Here is a 16,318-nt window from a genome sequence, read left to right on the forward strand (position 1 = left end):
AGGTATCGGGTTCCCACATTCATCCGCACATGTGCGGATGAATGTGGGAGGTGTTCGGATAAAGTTGATAATCAAGGCACTTTGCATAGGTTTCCTCCTAACGAACGAAAGATGTAAGCTATCGTTAACTCTATGCAAGCAAAGGGCGGTGGACGAGGAGCACTGACCGCGATGTCCGATCGTCGCACGTTCGCGTCCAATCGTCGCGTCGCCGGTCGCGACGCCCGCTCCCCATCCGGCGAATGACTGGTACCATGATTGTTAACTGTGACTTACTAGAGGAAAAGGCAGACCCATGGGATTCGTCGGCATACACGACGCGACACTAGAGCAATCAGGATTCGCCGAAGTGACCCGCCCCGCGGGGTTCGGGCCGCTGTGGAAGTCGTACGCGTCCCGCAGCGGATTCGCACGCGGGTACTACCATCTCTGCGCGCCGAGTGACCGGTGGAGCATCGCCATCCACGACTTCACGCTCGAAAAGGACGCGCTGCTCGAATTCAAGCTGCCGGAATACCTTTCGATCACCTGGTACGAGTCGATTTCGGGGGAAGAGCTCACGCCGTACCGCAAGCTGCGCGCCAAGGCACTCTGGGGATTTTACAGCGACCAGGGTGGCTGGCGAGGGCTCGTTCACGGAGGAGTGCCCGTCCACGCCATCGGAATCGAGGTCACGCCCCGTATGTCGACGGAATACCTGGAAGCCGAATACGAGGGGCAGTTCGAAAACGTGCGCGACGCGTTTCTCTCCGTGAACGACATGCATGCGTTCCCGGAGATGAGAGCCCTGCTTGCAAGCCTCTATCCCCACCCGGGCGACGAGGGCAAGTCCCAGCTGTTCTACGAAGGAAAGGTGCTCGAGGCGCTCGGATTGCTCGTGGAACGCACCCGCACCTCCCGCCAGAGGCCCCGCGCGAGGCTTTCCGAAGAGGACGCTCGGAGAATCCGCTCCGTCGTCGCCTACATCGACGATCATGCCGCGCGCAATCTGCTCGTGTCCGACCTCGCCCGCGCAGCATGCATGAGCCCCACCAAGTTCAAGGAGAGCTTCCGAATCGAAACCGGACTGACTCTCACCGCGTACGTTCAGCGCCGACGCGCGAGCATGGCGGAGTCGCTTCTGCGACAGCCCGACCTCACGATCGCGCAGGTCGCCCGGGCGGTCGGCTACACCTGCGCAGGTCGGTTCTCGAAGGTATTCCAGCGAGAAACGGGTATGCTTCCGAGCGAGTACCGCAGTGAGCTCGCCCATCGATAAGGCGGACACGTGACGTTAGACGTGTTTCAGTGTTACGCTCTGATGTCGGCAACCTGTGCGTCCACTACTCGCTCAAGGTCGGGAGCTCGGTGAGGGACCTGTGATGGGAGGGCGGGAAGGAACCTGCCGAGCCCCACCTCGAGCTCGGCGCACAGCCGCACGAACTCGTCGGCGCGCATGGCGCGCTCCCCGTTGAGGACGCGCCACAGGGCTTCCCGTCGACGCCCACACGCCGGGCGAGCTCGGCGGCGGGGATGCCGCGGCGCCAGCTGCTAGCGTCAATCTATTTTTCACCAGGTTCGCCAAATAGGCGCGCCGTTCGCGCAAAGGCGATTTCACCGGCTGCGCCAACGTATTATCACCGATTCCGGTCACGGCCTGACGGGCCCGTCCCTCGGCAGGTCCTTCAGCCTGTAGGACCTGCCGGTTATCTTGACCAGGTGGCAGTGGCGGCACACCCTGTCCGCGATCGCGCTCGCCGCCACGTCGTCCCCGAACATCCTGCCCCAGCCGCCGATCCCCACGTCGGCGGTGATGATCGTCGAGCGCTGCTCGCAGCGCGTCGATATCAGCCGGAACAGCAGGTCCTCGCCCGCGCTGCCGACGTCGAGGTAGCCGAGCTCGTCGATCTCGGCGCGCGGGACCGACGGCTGGAAGTCCCAGTCGAAGTCCGCCAGCCCCTTGACGTAGGGGAACCCCGACGACCGTATGCGCTGGTTGGTGATCCTGACCTCCCGGGCGGCGACCTCGTCGCGCGTCATCTCCTCGAGGGCGGAGGCGGACGCCGACTCGGCTATGCGCGGAAGGGTGTTCGGCCTGGCGAGCACCATCTATGCCGACTGCCTTCCCGTCGGCATGCTGTTGATCGGCCCCGCATCCGTTCTCGTCCCGCTGCGCGCCATCATGTTGGCGACGGCCTCCTCGCCTATGCGCCAGCCCTCCACGCGACCACGAATCTCGACGAACCGGCGATACGTCCCTTCCTGACCGAGTAGCTCCTCGTGCGTGCCGCGCTGCACGATCCTGCCGCCCTCGACGACGAGAATCTGGTCGGCGCTCTCTATGGTTGCGAGGCGGTGGGCAATGACAACCACTGTCTTCCCCCGCGTGAGCTCGGAAAACGCTCCCTGTATGAGGGACTCGTTCTCTGGGTCGATGCTCGCCGTCGCCTCGTCGAGGATCACGATCGGGGCGTCCTTGAGCAGTGCCCTGGCGATGGAGATACGCTGCTTTTGGCCACCGGAGAGGGCGCCTCCGGCCTCGCCCACCAAGGTTTCGTAACCATCCGGAAGCTCGCGGACGAACTCGTCGACTCGCGCCCTGCGCGCCGCCTCGACGACCTCTTCGTGCGTAGCGCCCGGGCGCCCGAAGCGAATGTTGTTCTCGATGGTGTCGTTGAACAGGTAGACGTTCTGGAAAACCGCCGAGAAGTTCCTCAGAAGGCTATCGCAGGTCAACTCTCGCACGTCATGCTCCCCGACAAGGATCGAGCCCTCGTCGACATCCCAGAAGCGCATCATGAGGTTGGCTATCGTCGTCTTGCCCGATCCGCTCGGGCCCACGATGGCGCACGTCGTCTTCTCCGGAATGTTGCACGACACGTCCGACAGTACCTTCGTGCCCGATTCGCGACCGTACGAGAACGAGACGCCTCGCAGCTCGATACCATGCTCAGTAAGGGAGACGTCTCGGCCGTCGGAATCGATGTAGGGGGCGTTCTCTATGGCGTCGATACGGTTCATGATGTCATCGAGATCGCCAAGCATGTGGGCGGAATCGTTCACGCGCTCGACGCCGGAAAACACGGTGAACGAGAATGCGCAGAGGGCAAGGAGCATCCAAAGCTCGATGCCGCCGTTCGCATATCCCCACACGGCTGACCCCACGACACCGACGCTCGCCAACTTGAACGCAACGAGGTGGATGAGATTGCGAGGCGTGAAGCCGAACTCGATCGCGATGCGTGCCTCCTTCAGCCTCCTTATCGTTGCCAGGAGGGGCCGCATCGCGGCCCCTCCATGGCCGTACGACTTCGCCGTTCCGAGCCCCCGGACGTACTCGACGATATCCCCAGCGAGTTGTTCGGTCTCCGCATGCGCCCTCGGCGTCAGGCGCTTCGAGACCCTATTCATCGCCGTGAGTGCGAGGCAGGATACGACGGTGCCGGCGAGGGCGGCAAATCCGGCCATCGGCTCGAGAATGAAGAGGAACGCCACAACTGCGGCAAGGTTTACGTAGCCGTTGATCACTGCGTCGACCATCTTCATGCCCTGAAGCTCCAAGATGCCCAGTTCCGTGGTCGCCGTCACCAGTATGTCGCCCGTCTTGACCTCGTCGAAATAGCCGAGTGGGACGCGCTTCAAGATGTTACCGATTTTGATACGATCCTCAAGCGCCACCTCGTATCCGATTGACTCCTGCAACCGGTTCTTCCCGTATGTCAGGATGAAGCGCAAGCCTATGCAGGCGATGAGCGCCAGAAGCGACCACCAGACCCACGACGGGTCGAGCTCCTGGATGCCGCGCGCATCCTCCGCAATACGGGCGAGTAGCCAGGCCGCGAGCATCACGGGCGTGGCCGTTGCCCACGTCATGAAGAACGAGCAGACGCAGCCTAGGATGAGTCTTTTCTTGTAAGGGCCGGTCCAGCGGACGATTCTCATGAGAGCCTTGATCATCGGGAGCCCCCTTTCCGGTCATTCGATCCAGCCGCCCAGTCCCTTGTTCCGATGTGCGCTCTCCACATGCGCTCGTAGAGCGGGCATTTTGCGAGAAGGTCGTCATGGGTCCCTTGGTCGACGATCGAGCCCTTGTCGATAACGATGATGTTGTCTGCAGCCGTGATCGTCGAGAGCCGATGGGCTATGACCACAAGCGTCTTTCCGGCCGAGAGTTTCGCGATGGAGCGCTGGATCTTATCCTCGTTCTCTGGATCGGTGAACGCGGTGGCCTCGTCGAGCAGGACGATCGGCGCGTCTTTGAGGATCGCGCGGGCTATCGAGATACGCTGGCGCTCCCCACCGGAAAGGGCGCCGCCAGCCGCACCGGCTTGCGCGTCATAGCCTTGCGGGAGCTTCGACACGAACTCGTCGCAGCAAGCAGCCCTGGCGGCCTCGGCGACCTCCTCGTCCGTCGCCTGCGGTCGACCGAGACGGATGTTCTCCCGGATCGTGGCATCGAAGAGGTAGTTGTCTTGGGCGACGAAGCTCACGAGTTCGGACAGCTGGTCGAGGGGCATCTCGCGGACATCCACGCCGCCCACGGAGACCGACCCGCCGCAGACGTCCCAATGGCGCGCGACAAGACGGGCGATGGTCGACTTGCCCGAGCCAGAAGGGCCCACCAGAGCGGTGAACGAGCCCTGCGGGATCGCGAGGGACACCCCATGGAGAACATCGTCGCCCTCGTCGTAGGCAAACCTCACATCTTTCATCTCGATCGACGCATCGAGCGGTAGCGCCCGCTCGGCGGGATCGGAGAGCTCGGGCAGGTCGAGGAACTCTTTCGTGTCCGCGACGGCATACTCCATGGACTTCACCCCGTTGACGAATGAGGTGAACCTCATAATCGGGTCAACGACGGCAAGCGCCAAAATCACGCACATCGCGAATTGCGACGGACCGAGCGCTCCCGCGAAGTACATCCAAAGACCGACGGGCAGCACGCCCAGGAGCGTCGTCGGCATGATGCTTGCCATGAGGTTCATTCCGACCCACGTCGATCGGAACCAACCCATTGTGTAGTCCTTGAAGCTGCGGACCGCGTCCGCGTACTTCTGATACGAGTCGCTCGCCTGGTTGAATGCCTTGACTACCTGGATGCCCTCGATGTACTCGACGATCACGCTGTTCACGTGGTTGCTCTCGGCCATGTACGCCGCGTACCTGGCGTTGAACTCCTTCAGGCTCGACGCGAATATGCCAAGCCCTATGGGCACGGACACGAGGCAGACCGCCGCCATGCGCCAGTCGATGGCCACGAGCCACGCCGCGAGCCCCAGGGCGAGGAGCGTCGACCCAGAAAGCTCGGGGATCATATGGGCGAGCGGGACCTCGATCCCCTCGATCCTGTCGAGGAAAACGTTCTTTATCTGACCGATGTTTTTTTCCTGAACGGTGCCGAGCGACGCCCTCATCAGCTTTTCGATGAAGTCCCGGCGTAGCATCTCAAGGATGGTGTAGGCGGAGACGTGGGACAGGAGCGTCGAAATGCCGAAGAGAGCCTTGCTTGCGACATACGATCCCGCGGCCAGGCAGAGCCAGGGGGCTGCAATCTCGAACGTGAGCCGCCCCTCCATGGCCGCCTCTACGATGCGGAACACCGCATAGAAGGGGACGAATCCCGTCCCGACGCTCGCTATCGACGCGGCGAGCGATAGCGCCATCTTTCCTTTGCATCTCCCGGAGTACGAGAGGAGCGTCCCCAGCCAGGAACGTCCCCCTTCGCCCCTGTGTCTGCCGGTTCCAGCCATAGCATCACATCCCCGTCCTGCCCGTATGACCGGGCAATAGAAGTTAACTTAGGCTTATTATTGGGCAGAGTGGGAGGGGGTTCAGCTCCATCTGGGCGACGCTCGCCCAGATGGTCGGAAACAGCGGCGCCTACCGCAATGAGCGGCGATAGCCGGCGGGAGAGACGCCCCACGCTGACTTGAAGGCGGCGGAGAACTTGGACGGGCTGTCATAGCCCACCGCGGCCCCGATGTCTGCCACCTTCATCTCGGACTCCCTGAGGAGTTGAGCCGCGAGATCCATCTTGAGGCGCCGAAAGTACGCGGCGGGAGAGGATCCGTACACGCCCTTGAAGCACGCCTTGAACGTCGTGAGCGGCATGTGCGCGAGGCTTGCCGCCTCCTCGACGGTCACCGTCGAGGATAGGTCGCTCGCGATGTTGTCCCTCACTTGCTTGACCCGAGCAACCTGCGATTTCGGGAAGTACGCCATGCCGTTTGCCGGGAGCGGGTCGAGCACGTGGAGCAGCAGCAGGAGCTCGAGCGCCTTGATCTGGCAGTAGCTCTTCCGGATTCTTTCCGGGGTCACGCTGAGCTCCGAGAATATGTGCGCGGCTCCTTCGCAGCGGTGGAGCAGGAACGGAGTCCCGTCGAAGCAGTATCTGCGACGAAGCCTGCGCAGGTCGACGGGAAACCCCTCGAACGCCCGGAGGATTGACCTCTGGGCACGCTCGACCTCGTAGGTGACCGTGACGCCTCGGTATCTTCCCGTGGGAAGCAGGAACTCCCCGGAATGGTTCGATCTGTCGTCGACCTTGATGTCCCCGGCTGCAACGTAGGCGCACGACCCGCCCGCCATGGGCTGCTCGAGGCGCCCCTCCTCGCACCAGTCGACGCAAAGGACCTCTGCCGAGGTGGAGAACCCTGAGACGCAGCGCTCCATATGGAAGTCGTTGAACGAGATCATTATCCCGGGAAGCGGCTCGGCAAGCGTCATCGAGCCGGCACCCGACTCGGTCTCGATCTCGAGCAGGCCCGAGTCCCCGTTGATGTCGATCCGAACCTCGCCCTCGATGGCGCGCTCCGGCGCATCCCCGAGCACCCTCGCAGGCAGCAGCCCCCTGCTAGAAAAAATGTCCGACGGAATGTCCACGATCCACCTCCTCACACCATCCTACCCGGCGCGCGTGAGCTCCAGCGCGCTGTCACAGCAGCGGTTCAGGAATTCTCGGTCGTGGGTGACGAGGACTACGGTTGCCCCCTTATCCGACAGGTCGCGAACCAGCTTCGCTACCTGTTTCATGTGGTCGAGGTCGAGCCCGCTCGTTGGCTCGTCCAAAAGGATCAGCCTTCTCTCAGAAAGGAGCGCGCACGCCACGGCGAGCCGCTGCTTCTGCCCGCCGGACAGGGCCATGGGGTGCACACCCCGCGCACCGAGAAGGTCGAGCGAGGCAAGCGTCGCCTCTGCCCTCTCCTTGGCTTCCCCCTCCTCTCTGCCGCCCAGCGAGAGCATGCACTCGTTCCAGACGCTGTCGCTGAAGAGCTGGTTGTTGACGTCTTGCATCACGAGCGAGACGAGACACCTCCGGGCGCGGCGCGCGACCTGCTTCCCTCCGACGAGGACGCGGCCCGCGTCCTTGCGCTCGAGGCCGGCGATCCCCCGGAGCAGCGTGCTCTTCCCCGTGCCGTTCTCGCCCAGGACGCCCAGCACACCGCCGGCAGGAACCGTCACGCCCAGCGGGGCGAACACCGCCCCGTCCCCCCGAACCACGGTGTAGTCGTCCAGCGTGAGGCCAGCCTCCGTCCGGTTGTCCATCGCCGCGCGCGGCACGCGCACGTCGAGAGCATCTCCCGCGCCGACGGCGCGGAGCCCCATCCCCTCCCGCTCTTCCGAGGAGAGCCCCAGGAGCTCTTCCGGCGAGAACTCGCGGACTATGCGGCCGCCCTCGACGAGAATGGCGCGGTCGATGAGGTCCGAGGCGAAATAGAGCCGGTGCTCGGCGATGATGACGGTCCTGCCCTCCGCGATGACGGAGCGGACCTCGTCATGCAGCCTCTGCACGGCGGTCGTGTCGAGGTTCGCGGTGGGCTCGTCGAGCACGTACACGTCGGGCCTCGCCACGTCAACGGAGGCGAAGACGAGGCTCTGGCGCTCTCCGCCGCTCATCTCGGTGACGTTGCGCCCCAGCAGCCTGCGGGCGTCCAGGGCTTCCACGGTGGTTCTTATCCGTGCCTCGATCTCCGATACGGGGGCCCCGCGCGACTCGAGACCGAAGGCGAGCTCGTCGTTGGACGTGAGGTTGAAGAACTGGCTCTTCGGGTTCTGGAACACGCTTCCGACGCGTTCGGCGAGCTCGTACATCTCGCAGCGGCTGGGATCGAGCCCGCAGACGGAGACCGAGCCGGTCATCTCGATGCCCGGCTCGAACGACGGGATCAGGCCGTTGATGCATTTCGTGATGGTCGTCTTGCCCGATCCCGAGCGTCCGACGAGCATCAGGCATTCGCCCCTTCGGACCTCAAGGTCGATTCCGTCCAGAATCTTCTTGCCCCCTGCCGCCTCGCAGGAGACGGCCTCGAGCCTCACGACGGGCTCGCCGAGCGGTCTTCGGGACGCATGCGAAACCCTCTCCATCAGACAGCACCTCCCCACAAGGCAACCGCGGCCACCGCCGCCGCTGCCGCCGAGAGGATCGCCCAGTCCGATGCGCGCATGGAAAGCCTCTCCGTATCCGTGGACGGGGAGGGGTTCTCGATCCCCCGGCACGTTGCGGCGCGAGAGAGCTCCTCAGCCGTGGAGGTCGCGGACATGACGAGGGGCACCGCGAAGCATTCGAGGCGACTTGCCGCCGGGATGTCGCGGAGTGCCATGGCATCCCGGATGTGCGCCGCCTCCTCCTTAAGCGTTGGGAAGTAGCGCATGGTGACGGTCAGGGGGATGAGGACCGCCTGGGGCACGCGCAGCTTCGCGAGCGCCGAGGCGATGCGGTGTACGGTGTTGTCCCTCACAAGCAGGGTGCCCACCATGAGGCAAAGGTAGATCTTGCGTGCGAACGTGAGGCTGATGGTGAACATCGTCGCCGCCACCCCGCCGACGCCGGGAAGCACAACGTTGAGCACCGCCCACAGCGCGGCATATAGGACCGCGAAGCCGACCGCCATGCGAACATGGCCGCAGAGCACCTGCAGGACAGAGACCATGAGGACGAGTAGGAGCTCGGATTCGATGGATTTGCCCATGAAGGCCGTTACCGACACGGCGACGAGCACCCCCATGAGCGTGCGCGGGTCTGGATCTATGAGACCCCTCCCCTTGCGAACACCGAGGATGCGACGGGCATCAGTTTCGGACGTCCGCATTACGCCAGGCCAGCTTTCACGAAGTGCTTCTTGAACATCCCGCGGGCGATGTGGGCGCCGATGAGTCCCGCGACGAAAGTCGCTGCGAACATGGCAACGAGCATGCCTGGGTTTGCCGCCGTCTCGAGCGTCGCGAGGTAATCGACCCCCATGCCCTGCCCGGCGATTTGCGCGACGAACGAGTCGTGGAAGACCCACAGGGGCAGCGGGCTTCCGCACATGCCGAAACCGAACACGGCGTAGGCGACGGCGTTGCCCGCGAAGCTCTCATAGCGCGTCGCGGCACGGATGATCTCGGCGACGACGCACGAAGCGAGCATGAGGCCGAGGATGAGGGACGTGAACATCCCGGTGATGAAGTAGACGAGCGAGGGGACCATTCCGATGATGAGGACGGTCCCGAACTTTGGCACCTTCGCGCAGGCGAGCATGAACGGGATGCCGGCGAACAGGGCGTCGATGGCGGGCATGAATACCCAAAGGTAGGGATGCAGGCCGCCGAGCAGCATGAAGAGGAAGTTGATGACGAAGTAGAGCGCGGTGAAGATGCCGACGGTGATGAGGTCTCGTCCTTTGAGACCACGGGAGGCGGAAGGGGTTCCTGACATAGCTCGCTCCTTAGTTAGAGTTGGTTTACTCTTTGCGAGTATGATGTGCTTCTCGGCTACTCTCTAGCCCATTTGGTCAGGTATGTCCCGTTTGGTCAAGAAAAGATAGAGTTGACTAACTTTTGGAAGGCTATGGTCGCAGCGAGAGTTTTGGCAGAATCCGCTGTGCGCTCCAGTACAGCGCCCCGCTCCTGAGTTTCGACGCGCCACCAGCTCCGCAGCCCCCGGAGCAGCCGGGCAGGGACCTGTATCATCGTTTCGGACACGCATGCCAGAGGGCAAATCATCTAGAATGTAACGCGACGACGAGAGACAGCAGACATGGCCGATCCGGCCGCCAGGTACACCGACGAATTCGAGCGCAAGACCGCCGGCTACGTGATCTCGACAGGAAGGCCGATCTCGGGATGCCGCAGGGAAGTGGGCCTCGATTCCAAGACGGTCAACCGATGGGCAATAAAGCGCGGGCGGGGGCTTTCCGGCCAGCCCGACCCGAAGGTCGAGAACCGCCATCGGCCACCAGGGACCGGCGCGGGCCATGGAGTCGTTCTTCGGACGGACCAGGCCGGCCAAAGAGGGCCTTCCCATGGCCGCGTAGCTCCTCGAGCTTCCGTGTCCGAAAACTTGACACAGGTCATCGCCGCCGTTTATGTTGCAGCGGGCGCTTCGTGCAGCATTGAGGGCATATTGCTACCCTGTTTGATGTTGAACAGCTATCAAGTTTGCTCAACCCGCCAGTTAATCTTATCGTTCGCGTAGACCGTACCATCGATGTAGATCCTCACAGGATTAATCCGAAGCGCATCCGGCGCGTCGATGGTGCAATCCGAAGATGGCGTGACCTCACCCTCAGCCGTCTTAAGTGCGTAACTGCCCGGCTCGGAGATTTGGATGGGTTCGTTGTTGGCCTGCGTAAGCGGCAGCACCTCCGCCTTCACCCCGTCTGGCATGATCTGCGTTTCGGCGCTGGCCACCGCTGGCGTCGCCACGAGTGCGCATGCCACGGTGGCGATGCTCAGCAGACGAGTCAACACAGCGCGCATCCCCATCTTCTTCTCCTTCATCGTTCATCTCCCCTTATCCCTATACTTTCGCGATGTCCGATATCGCTTGGCGCTGGCGGCCGGAATGGCCCCTCGCCAGACGCCAGCTCAAATTGACATATATATCCACCTGGTATTGTGCAACCGCATATTTTGACACCCTGCCGATCGGCGCGAGTTGCGTACCGTGGCGCGTTCACGATATGGCAAAATCGAATTACTGAGAGGGCCGAATGCTCAAGATTATTGCCTGCGACGACGATGTCGCTTTTCTAGATAGACTGCACCGGATGCTCGACCGTTGGTCGACCGAGACGGGCACGGCGGTCGATGTTGCGCTCGTCACGCGCGGCGAGGACCTGATGGCACGCCATGCCGCATCGCGCGCCGACATTATCATGCTCGACATGATCATGCCGCTCGTCAACGGCATGGACACCGCCCGCGAGCTGCGCCAATCCGATACCGCCGTGCGCTTGGTGTTTCTGACCTCATCGCCCGAGTTCGCGCTCGAGTCCTACGAGGTCCGCGCCTTCGACTACCTGCTCAAACCCGTGACCTACAAGCGCATGGCGCAACTGCTCGACGCCCGTGACCCGGCATGCGGGCCACGGCTTTGGCACCAAGAGCATTAAGCTTGCCGTCGAGCGCATGAACGGCAACTGCCAGTTCCGCATTAACGGCGACCGGTTTGAGCTTCGCGCCGTAATGTAGGGGCTGCCGCCAGCCTCGCTACAGCGGTGCAGACGCCGGGGTCAGCTGCTTAATGTAGGCCCACATGCGCTGCTTGGCAGCCTTGTCGGTGAGCGCCGCCGCAAAACCGTCGAGCGCCAGCACGCGGCGCCCCTGCACATGGGCGACCAGGCCGGGCTTGAGCATGGCGGTGTCAAAGTCATCAATTGCCACAAGCATATCGGCATAGGTCTCGCGCATGACATCGGCCGCACTGTTGTCCAGCAGCAGCACCGCCTCGGGGTCTAAGGTCTCCAGCGCCTCGCGGAACAGGTCGCACGTCAGGGCCTCGCCCGCCGCGATCGCCCCGTCGCCCGCGCCGGCGACGCTTGCCAGCACGCAAAAATCCTCGGGGGCATATCCGATGGCGCCGAGCGCCTTGCGCAACGCGGCGCCATCCGCGCCGGCAGCCAGCTCGCCGCCCGCACGCTCGGCATCGTCTAAATCACCTTTGATCAGCACAATCGGCGAGCACGCGTTGCCCGCGATACGCACGCCGCGACCCGCGAGCGATGCGAGCTCCTGCTCGGTCGCCTGGGCGATGGCTTCTTTTTTCTGGTTTTGTGACGTGGGCATGCGCTCTCCTATCGTTTGCGTGCCCACCATTATATAAAAGAGCTGCCTGCGAGTGGTTGCATTGCAAGCCGTTGGGTATAAGCATGGTCGTACTGAGTTTTACGCGGCCGAGCCGCGTCACACCATGGAGGTCACTATGGCTGACATTAAGCAGATTACCCCCGAGAACTTCGATTCCGTCGTTAACGGCAGCCTTCCCGTGCTGGTCGATTTTTGGGCACCGTGGTGCGGTCCCTGCCGCTCGCTCTCGCCCATCGTAGACGAGCTTGCCGACGAGCTGGCCGGCAAGCTGGCTGTGGCCAAGTGCAACGTCGACGACAACCAGGACCTGACCATGAAGTTTGGCGTCATGAGCATCCCCACGCTGATCGTCTTTAAGAACGGCGAGGAGGTCGACCGCTCGGTCGGCGCCTTACCCAAGGCAAGACTTCAGGCACTGCTGAAGAAACATCTGTAATACGCTTGTTACTTGTCTGCCGTCCATGAGCGGTTTCGCACCGCTCGCCGGAGTGCCAAACGCAAGGCATGCAACCACGGATAGTATGGTAGACACAAACAGCCCCCAGTGAACGGGTGCGGGTCAGACGGACTCGCACCCGTTTTCTTATGCGGCGGCGCCCAAGGCGGGCGTAGTAGAATCTGAACCACCATATCGCCCCGCACAAAAGGAGATTCCCATGCATGACGTCGGAATGAACATGAGCCAGTTTGCCATGAGCGTCAAGCAGGTCGACGACACCATTGAGCTCGCTCACGAGTGGAGCCATCAGCTGCTGCATGCGACCGAGAACTTTGACATGGAGCGCATTGGCGCCAAGCTCGAGGCCGCCATGTCCGCGCTGCACGAGGCGCACGATGCGCTCGAGGGCTACGAGGAGGCCATCGAGGCCGACCATAACTCCGTTGGCTCCGTAAAGCTGGTGTAGCGTGGCCGAACACGAGCACGCCTGCGAACACGAGCACGATCGCCGTCACGGACCGACCGACGACGCAGGGTGCCGTTGCAGCGGATCCGCCTCCGAGCTGGTCCGTTTTTCGGTCACCGCGCCCGACGACCTGCTGCGCCGCTTTGACGAGCAGATCGCGCGCCGCGGTGACGTGGCTAACCGATCCGAGGCCGTACGCGACCTGATTCGCGCCTCGATCGCCAAGGAGCAGATGCGCACGCCCGACGAGCAGGTCATCGGTTCGCTCACCATGATCTATGACCACCATACCGGCGACCTGACGCGCCGTCTGGACGAGGTGCAGCACGACTACACCAACGAGATCGTATCGACCATGCACGTACATCTGGATCACCACAACTGCCTGGAGATTCTGGCGCTCAAGGGTCGCGGCGAGCGCGTCTACGAGCTGGCGGACCGCCTGCTGGGCCTGCGCGGCGTTAAGCACGGCGAGCTCACCTGCGCCGCCACCAAGCAGAGCCTGGGGCTGTAACGGGTCTTTGCGCGGCGTACCTGCCAAAAAGGGACAGGTTTGTTTTGGCAGGTTTAGAAGTTTTCCCGACCAAAAATAAACCTGTCCCTTTTTGGTCGGTTTTGACGAGGGGGAGCCACATGCGGCATGTGCATATCCATGTAACGGGCATTGTGCAGGGTGTTGGCATGCGGCCATTTGTGTATCGCAAGGCTATGGCGCATGGCATTTGCGGCTGGGTGCTCAATGCGGGCGATGGCGTGCACATCGAGGCGCATGCTTCGGTCGAGGCACTTGACGGCTTTGTCGCCGCGCTGTCGGAGCGCGCGCCTGCCGCGGCCCGCGTTGAGCATGTCGAGCTTATGGACCTGGCACCCGGCGACTGGGACGCCGCCAGCGAGCAGGGCTTTCGCATTGTGGCGTCGCAGGATCAAACCGCCCACACAACGCTCGTCTCGCCCGACATCGCCACGTGCGATGACTGTCTGCGCGAACTGTTCGACCCCGCCGACCGACGCTTTCACTACCCCTTTATCAACTGCACCAATTGCGGACCGCGCTTTACCATCATCCGATCGCTGCCTTATGACCGAGCGGCCACGTCGATGGACTGCTTTCCCATGTGCCCCGAGTGCGCCGCAGAGTATGGCGACCCGCTTGACCGGCGGTTTCATGCGCAGCCCGATGCCTGCTTTGAATGCGGGCCGCACATTACGTGGCGCGAGGCGGACCACGGTGTTGTGCCAACGGCGGTCGACGCAACACCAGCTGTCGGCTCCACGCGCGAGGCCAGCGATACCATCATCGGACGCTGCGTCGAGCTGCTGGCCAACGGATGTATCGTCGCCATCAAGGGACTGGGCGGGTTCCACCTGGCCTGCGACGCCTCCAACGAGCAGGCGGTAGCCGAGCTTCGCCGCCGCAAACGCCGCAGCAACAAGCCGCTTGCCGTTATGGTGCGCAGCCTTGCCGATACTGAACGCCTGTGCCATGCCAACGACGCCGAGCGCGGCTTGCTGGCCGGCAGTATTCGCCCCATTGTGCTGCTGCGCCGACGTGCTGTTTGCGAGAGCGGCGGCTCCCCCGACGCCCTCGCGCTCGCGCCATCCGTCGCGCACGATCTACCCGAGCTCGGTGTTATGCTCCCCTACACCCCACTTCAGCATCTGTTGCTTGCCGCGGCAGAAGCCCGCGGTACGCATGCGCTGGTCATGACCAGCGGAAACCTGAGCGAGGAGCCCATCGAGACCGACGATGCCCTTGCATGGGAACATCTTGTTGCCGCCGGCATCGCCGACGCGCTACTTGGCAATAACCGTGCGATTCTCTCACGCTACGATGACTCCGTGGTACGCGTAGTCGACGGGGCTGTCATGCCCGTGCGCCGTGCACGCGGATATGCGCCGCGGCCGCTGTCGTTGCCGGCGCTCGACAGCACCACGTCCTGCGTGCTCGCCTGCGGGCCGCAGCAAAAAGCCACAGTGGCACTCACGCGCGAGGGCGACGACGGCCATGTGGCCTGTTTTGTGTCGCAGCATATCGGCGATGTCGAAAACGGCGCGACCTTCGATGCCTGGAGCGCCGCCCGCGCACGTCTAGAAAACCTCTTTGACCTGTCGCCTGCCGCCCTGGCATGCGACATGCATCCCAGCTATCTGTCGAGCCAGTGGGCACGCGAGCAGGCACGGGAGCACAATCTGCCGCTTATCGAAGTCCAACATCATCATGCGCACATCGCGAGCGTAATGGCAGAGGCGATTGTCGCAGGCCGGCTTGCGCCCGATGCACGCGTCCTCGGCATCGCCTTTGACGGCACCGGCGCCGGCACCGATGGGACCATTTGGGGCGGCGAGTTCCTTGTCACCGGCCTTGCCGATTTTGAACGCGCCGCGCACCTGCGCACCTGGGCGTTGCCGGGCGGTGCCGCATCCGTGCGCGATGCCCGGCGCAATGCCTTTGCCCTGCTGAGCGAGCTCGGCCTACTCGAGCATCCGGGTGCCGCGGGGCTATTGGGCACCCTCGACGAGCAAACGCGCAGCGTGACAGCCACCATGATCGAGCGCGGCATCAACAGCCCGCGTACCAGCAGCATGGGGCGTCTCTTTGATGCCGCGGCAGCGATTCTGGGCATCTGCGGCAAGGCAACCTACGAAGGCGAGCCCGCCATCGAACTCGAAGCCGCCGCCTGGCGCGCGCTTGACGGCGAAATCAGCTGTTTCGCTGGCAATCAGGTGGGCGTATCCGCATCCGTCTCAACGTCGCTGGACAGTTTGTTCAGATACGTATTAACTACTAACCCCCTCTCTGGCATTTTTGCCTCAGATTTGGCCAAAAAAGGCTCTCCAGACACCCTATTTGCGGCAAGCGTGCCCGACACAGGCCCCAAATCGACCCATTTGGAATCCTCACAGAGGACTTTTACCACCCAGAGCCACTCTAAAGAATACGAATCTGAACTAACTGTCCAGACGACCTCTAACAATCCCCTTGTTCTGGACCAAGAACCGCTTTTTAAGGCACTTTTGGGTGGAATCGAGGCCGGCATTTCCGTCAACAGGCTCGCGCTCGACTTCCATATCGCCATCGCGCGCTCTTCGGCACGAATCGCACGCGAAATCTGCGCGCGCGAAGACGTCGATACCGTCGCGCTCTCGGGCGGCGTGTTTATGAACCGACTTTTGCTTCAGCTCCTCACCCGCAAGCTTAAAGACGCAGGCCTTACGGTCTTAATCCCCCAAACCGTGCCCGTTAACGACGGCTGCATCGCCTACGGTCAGGCCGCCATCGCTCGCGCTCGCCTCGCGCAGACAGCATCGCGATAGGCTGTTTTGCCAGCCTACGCGCCGCCGTCTCACAGGTGTAACGCGTTTGC

General features: G+C 62.9%; 16 protein-coding genes. 7 read left to right on the plus strand and 9 right to left on the minus strand.

What is annotated here, in order from left to right; genetic code table 11:
* Window positions 1–295 precede the first annotated feature (295 nt).
* Window positions 296–1,258, plus strand: a complete 963-nt coding sequence (locus GT495_RS08285) for a helix-turn-helix domain-containing protein (protein ID WP_161162271.1) — start codon at window positions 296–298, stop codon at window positions 1,256–1,258.
* Window positions 1,259–1,629: 371 nt separating this feature from the next.
* On the opposite strand, the gene GT495_RS08290 is transcribed toward GT495_RS08285, so the two are convergent.
* From GT495_RS08290 to GT495_RS08325, 8 genes are all read right to left on the minus strand, one after another.
* Entirely contained in the window at window positions 1,630–2,088 is a 459-nt protein-coding gene (locus tag GT495_RS08290; protein WP_240128154.1) for an ATP-binding protein, read from the minus strand.
* The gene (locus tag GT495_RS08295; protein ID WP_161162272.1) at window positions 2,089–3,936 is read right to left on the minus strand and encodes an ABC transporter ATP-binding protein; all 1,848 of its coding nucleotides are present in this window, start codon (window positions 3,934–3,936) and stop codon (window positions 2,089–2,091) included. It abuts the gene before it with no gap.
* Window positions 3,933–5,642, minus strand: a complete 1,710-nt coding sequence (locus GT495_RS08300) for an ABC transporter ATP-binding protein (RefSeq protein ID WP_161162300.1) — start codon at window positions 5,640–5,642, stop codon at window positions 3,933–3,935. The genes GT495_RS08295 and GT495_RS08300 overlap by 4 nt, the downstream gene beginning before the upstream one ends.
* 217 nt (window positions 5,643–5,859) lie before the next feature.
* Window positions 5,860–6,861: an AraC family transcriptional regulator gene (locus GT495_RS11160; protein ID WP_161162273.1), complete on the minus strand. Its 1,002-nt coding sequence runs from the start codon at window positions 6,859–6,861 to the stop codon at window positions 5,860–5,862.
* Window positions 6,862–6,882: 21 nt separating this feature from the next.
* A complete protein-coding gene (locus tag GT495_RS08310) occupies window positions 6,883–8,343 on the minus strand; it encodes an ABC transporter ATP-binding protein (RefSeq protein ID WP_161162274.1) in 1,461 nt (486 codons plus the stop codon).
* Window positions 8,343–9,068 (minus strand): energy-coupling factor transporter transmembrane component T, encoded by a 726-nt coding sequence (locus GT495_RS08315; RefSeq protein ID WP_161162275.1) that lies wholly within the window; start codon window positions 9,066–9,068, stop codon window positions 8,343–8,345. Before GT495_RS08315 ends, GT495_RS08310 begins: the two co-directional genes overlap by 1 nt.
* Complete coding sequence (locus tag GT495_RS08320) at window positions 9,068–9,676, minus strand: MptD family putative ECF transporter S component (RefSeq protein WP_161162276.1); 609 nt, start codon at window positions 9,674–9,676, stop codon at window positions 9,068–9,070. The genes GT495_RS08315 and GT495_RS08320 overlap by 1 nt, the downstream gene beginning before the upstream one ends.
* A 716-nt stretch (window positions 9,677–10,392) precedes the next feature.
* On the minus strand, window positions 10,393–10,740 hold the full coding sequence (locus GT495_RS08325; protein ID WP_161162277.1) for a hypothetical protein: 348 nt from the start codon (window positions 10,738–10,740) through the stop codon (window positions 10,393–10,395).
* A gap of 212 nt (window positions 10,741–10,952) precedes the next feature.
* Here GT495_RS08325 and GT495_RS08330 point away from each other — a divergent pair, with 212 nt between their 5' ends.
* Complete coding sequence (locus tag GT495_RS08330; RefSeq protein WP_161162278.1) at window positions 10,953–11,354, plus strand: LytTR family DNA-binding domain-containing protein; 402 nt, start codon at window positions 10,953–10,955, stop codon at window positions 11,352–11,354.
* Window positions 11,311–11,433 (plus strand): GHKL domain-containing protein, encoded by a 123-nt coding sequence (locus GT495_RS11165; protein ID WP_161162279.1) that lies wholly within the window; start codon window positions 11,311–11,313, stop codon window positions 11,431–11,433. The genes GT495_RS08330 and GT495_RS11165 overlap by 44 nt, the downstream gene beginning before the upstream one ends.
* 18 nt (window positions 11,434–11,451) lie before the next feature.
* On the opposite strand, the gene GT495_RS08340 is transcribed toward GT495_RS11165, so the two are convergent.
* Window positions 11,452–12,027, minus strand: a complete 576-nt coding sequence (locus GT495_RS08340) for a hypothetical protein (protein ID WP_161162280.1) — start codon at window positions 12,025–12,027, stop codon at window positions 11,452–11,454.
* Window positions 12,028–12,163: 136 nt separating this feature from the next.
* Between GT495_RS08340 and trxA the strand changes: the two genes are divergently transcribed.
* The 4 genes from trxA to hypF all read left to right on the plus strand — a co-directional run bounded on the left by trxA (window position 12,164) and on the right by hypF (window position 16,268).
* Window positions 12,164–12,484 (plus strand): thioredoxin, encoded by a 321-nt coding sequence (trxA, locus tag GT495_RS08345; RefSeq protein WP_161162281.1) that lies wholly within the window; start codon window positions 12,164–12,166, stop codon window positions 12,482–12,484.
* Window positions 12,485–12,704: 220 nt separating this feature from the next.
* A complete protein-coding gene (locus tag GT495_RS08350; RefSeq protein ID WP_161162282.1) occupies window positions 12,705–12,953 on the plus strand; it encodes a hypothetical protein in 249 nt (82 codons plus the stop codon).
* A gap of 1 nt (window position 12,954) precedes the next feature.
* On the plus strand, window positions 12,955–13,467 hold the full coding sequence (gene nikR / locus GT495_RS08355) for a nickel-responsive transcriptional regulator NikR (RefSeq protein ID WP_370457628.1): 513 nt from the start codon (window positions 12,955–12,957) through the stop codon (window positions 13,465–13,467).
* 119 nt (window positions 13,468–13,586) lie between these two features.
* Entirely contained in the window at window positions 13,587–16,268 is a 2,682-nt protein-coding gene (gene hypF, locus GT495_RS08360; RefSeq protein WP_161162283.1) for a carbamoyltransferase HypF, read from the plus strand.
* The last annotated feature ends 50 nt before the right edge of the window (window positions 16,269–16,318 follow it).

Origin of the sequence: Collinsella sp. BIOML-A6 (assembly GCF_009875845.1) — a bacterium.
GTDB classification, from domain to species: domain Bacteria; phylum Actinomycetota; class Coriobacteriia; order Coriobacteriales; family Coriobacteriaceae; genus Collinsella; species Collinsella aerofaciens_H.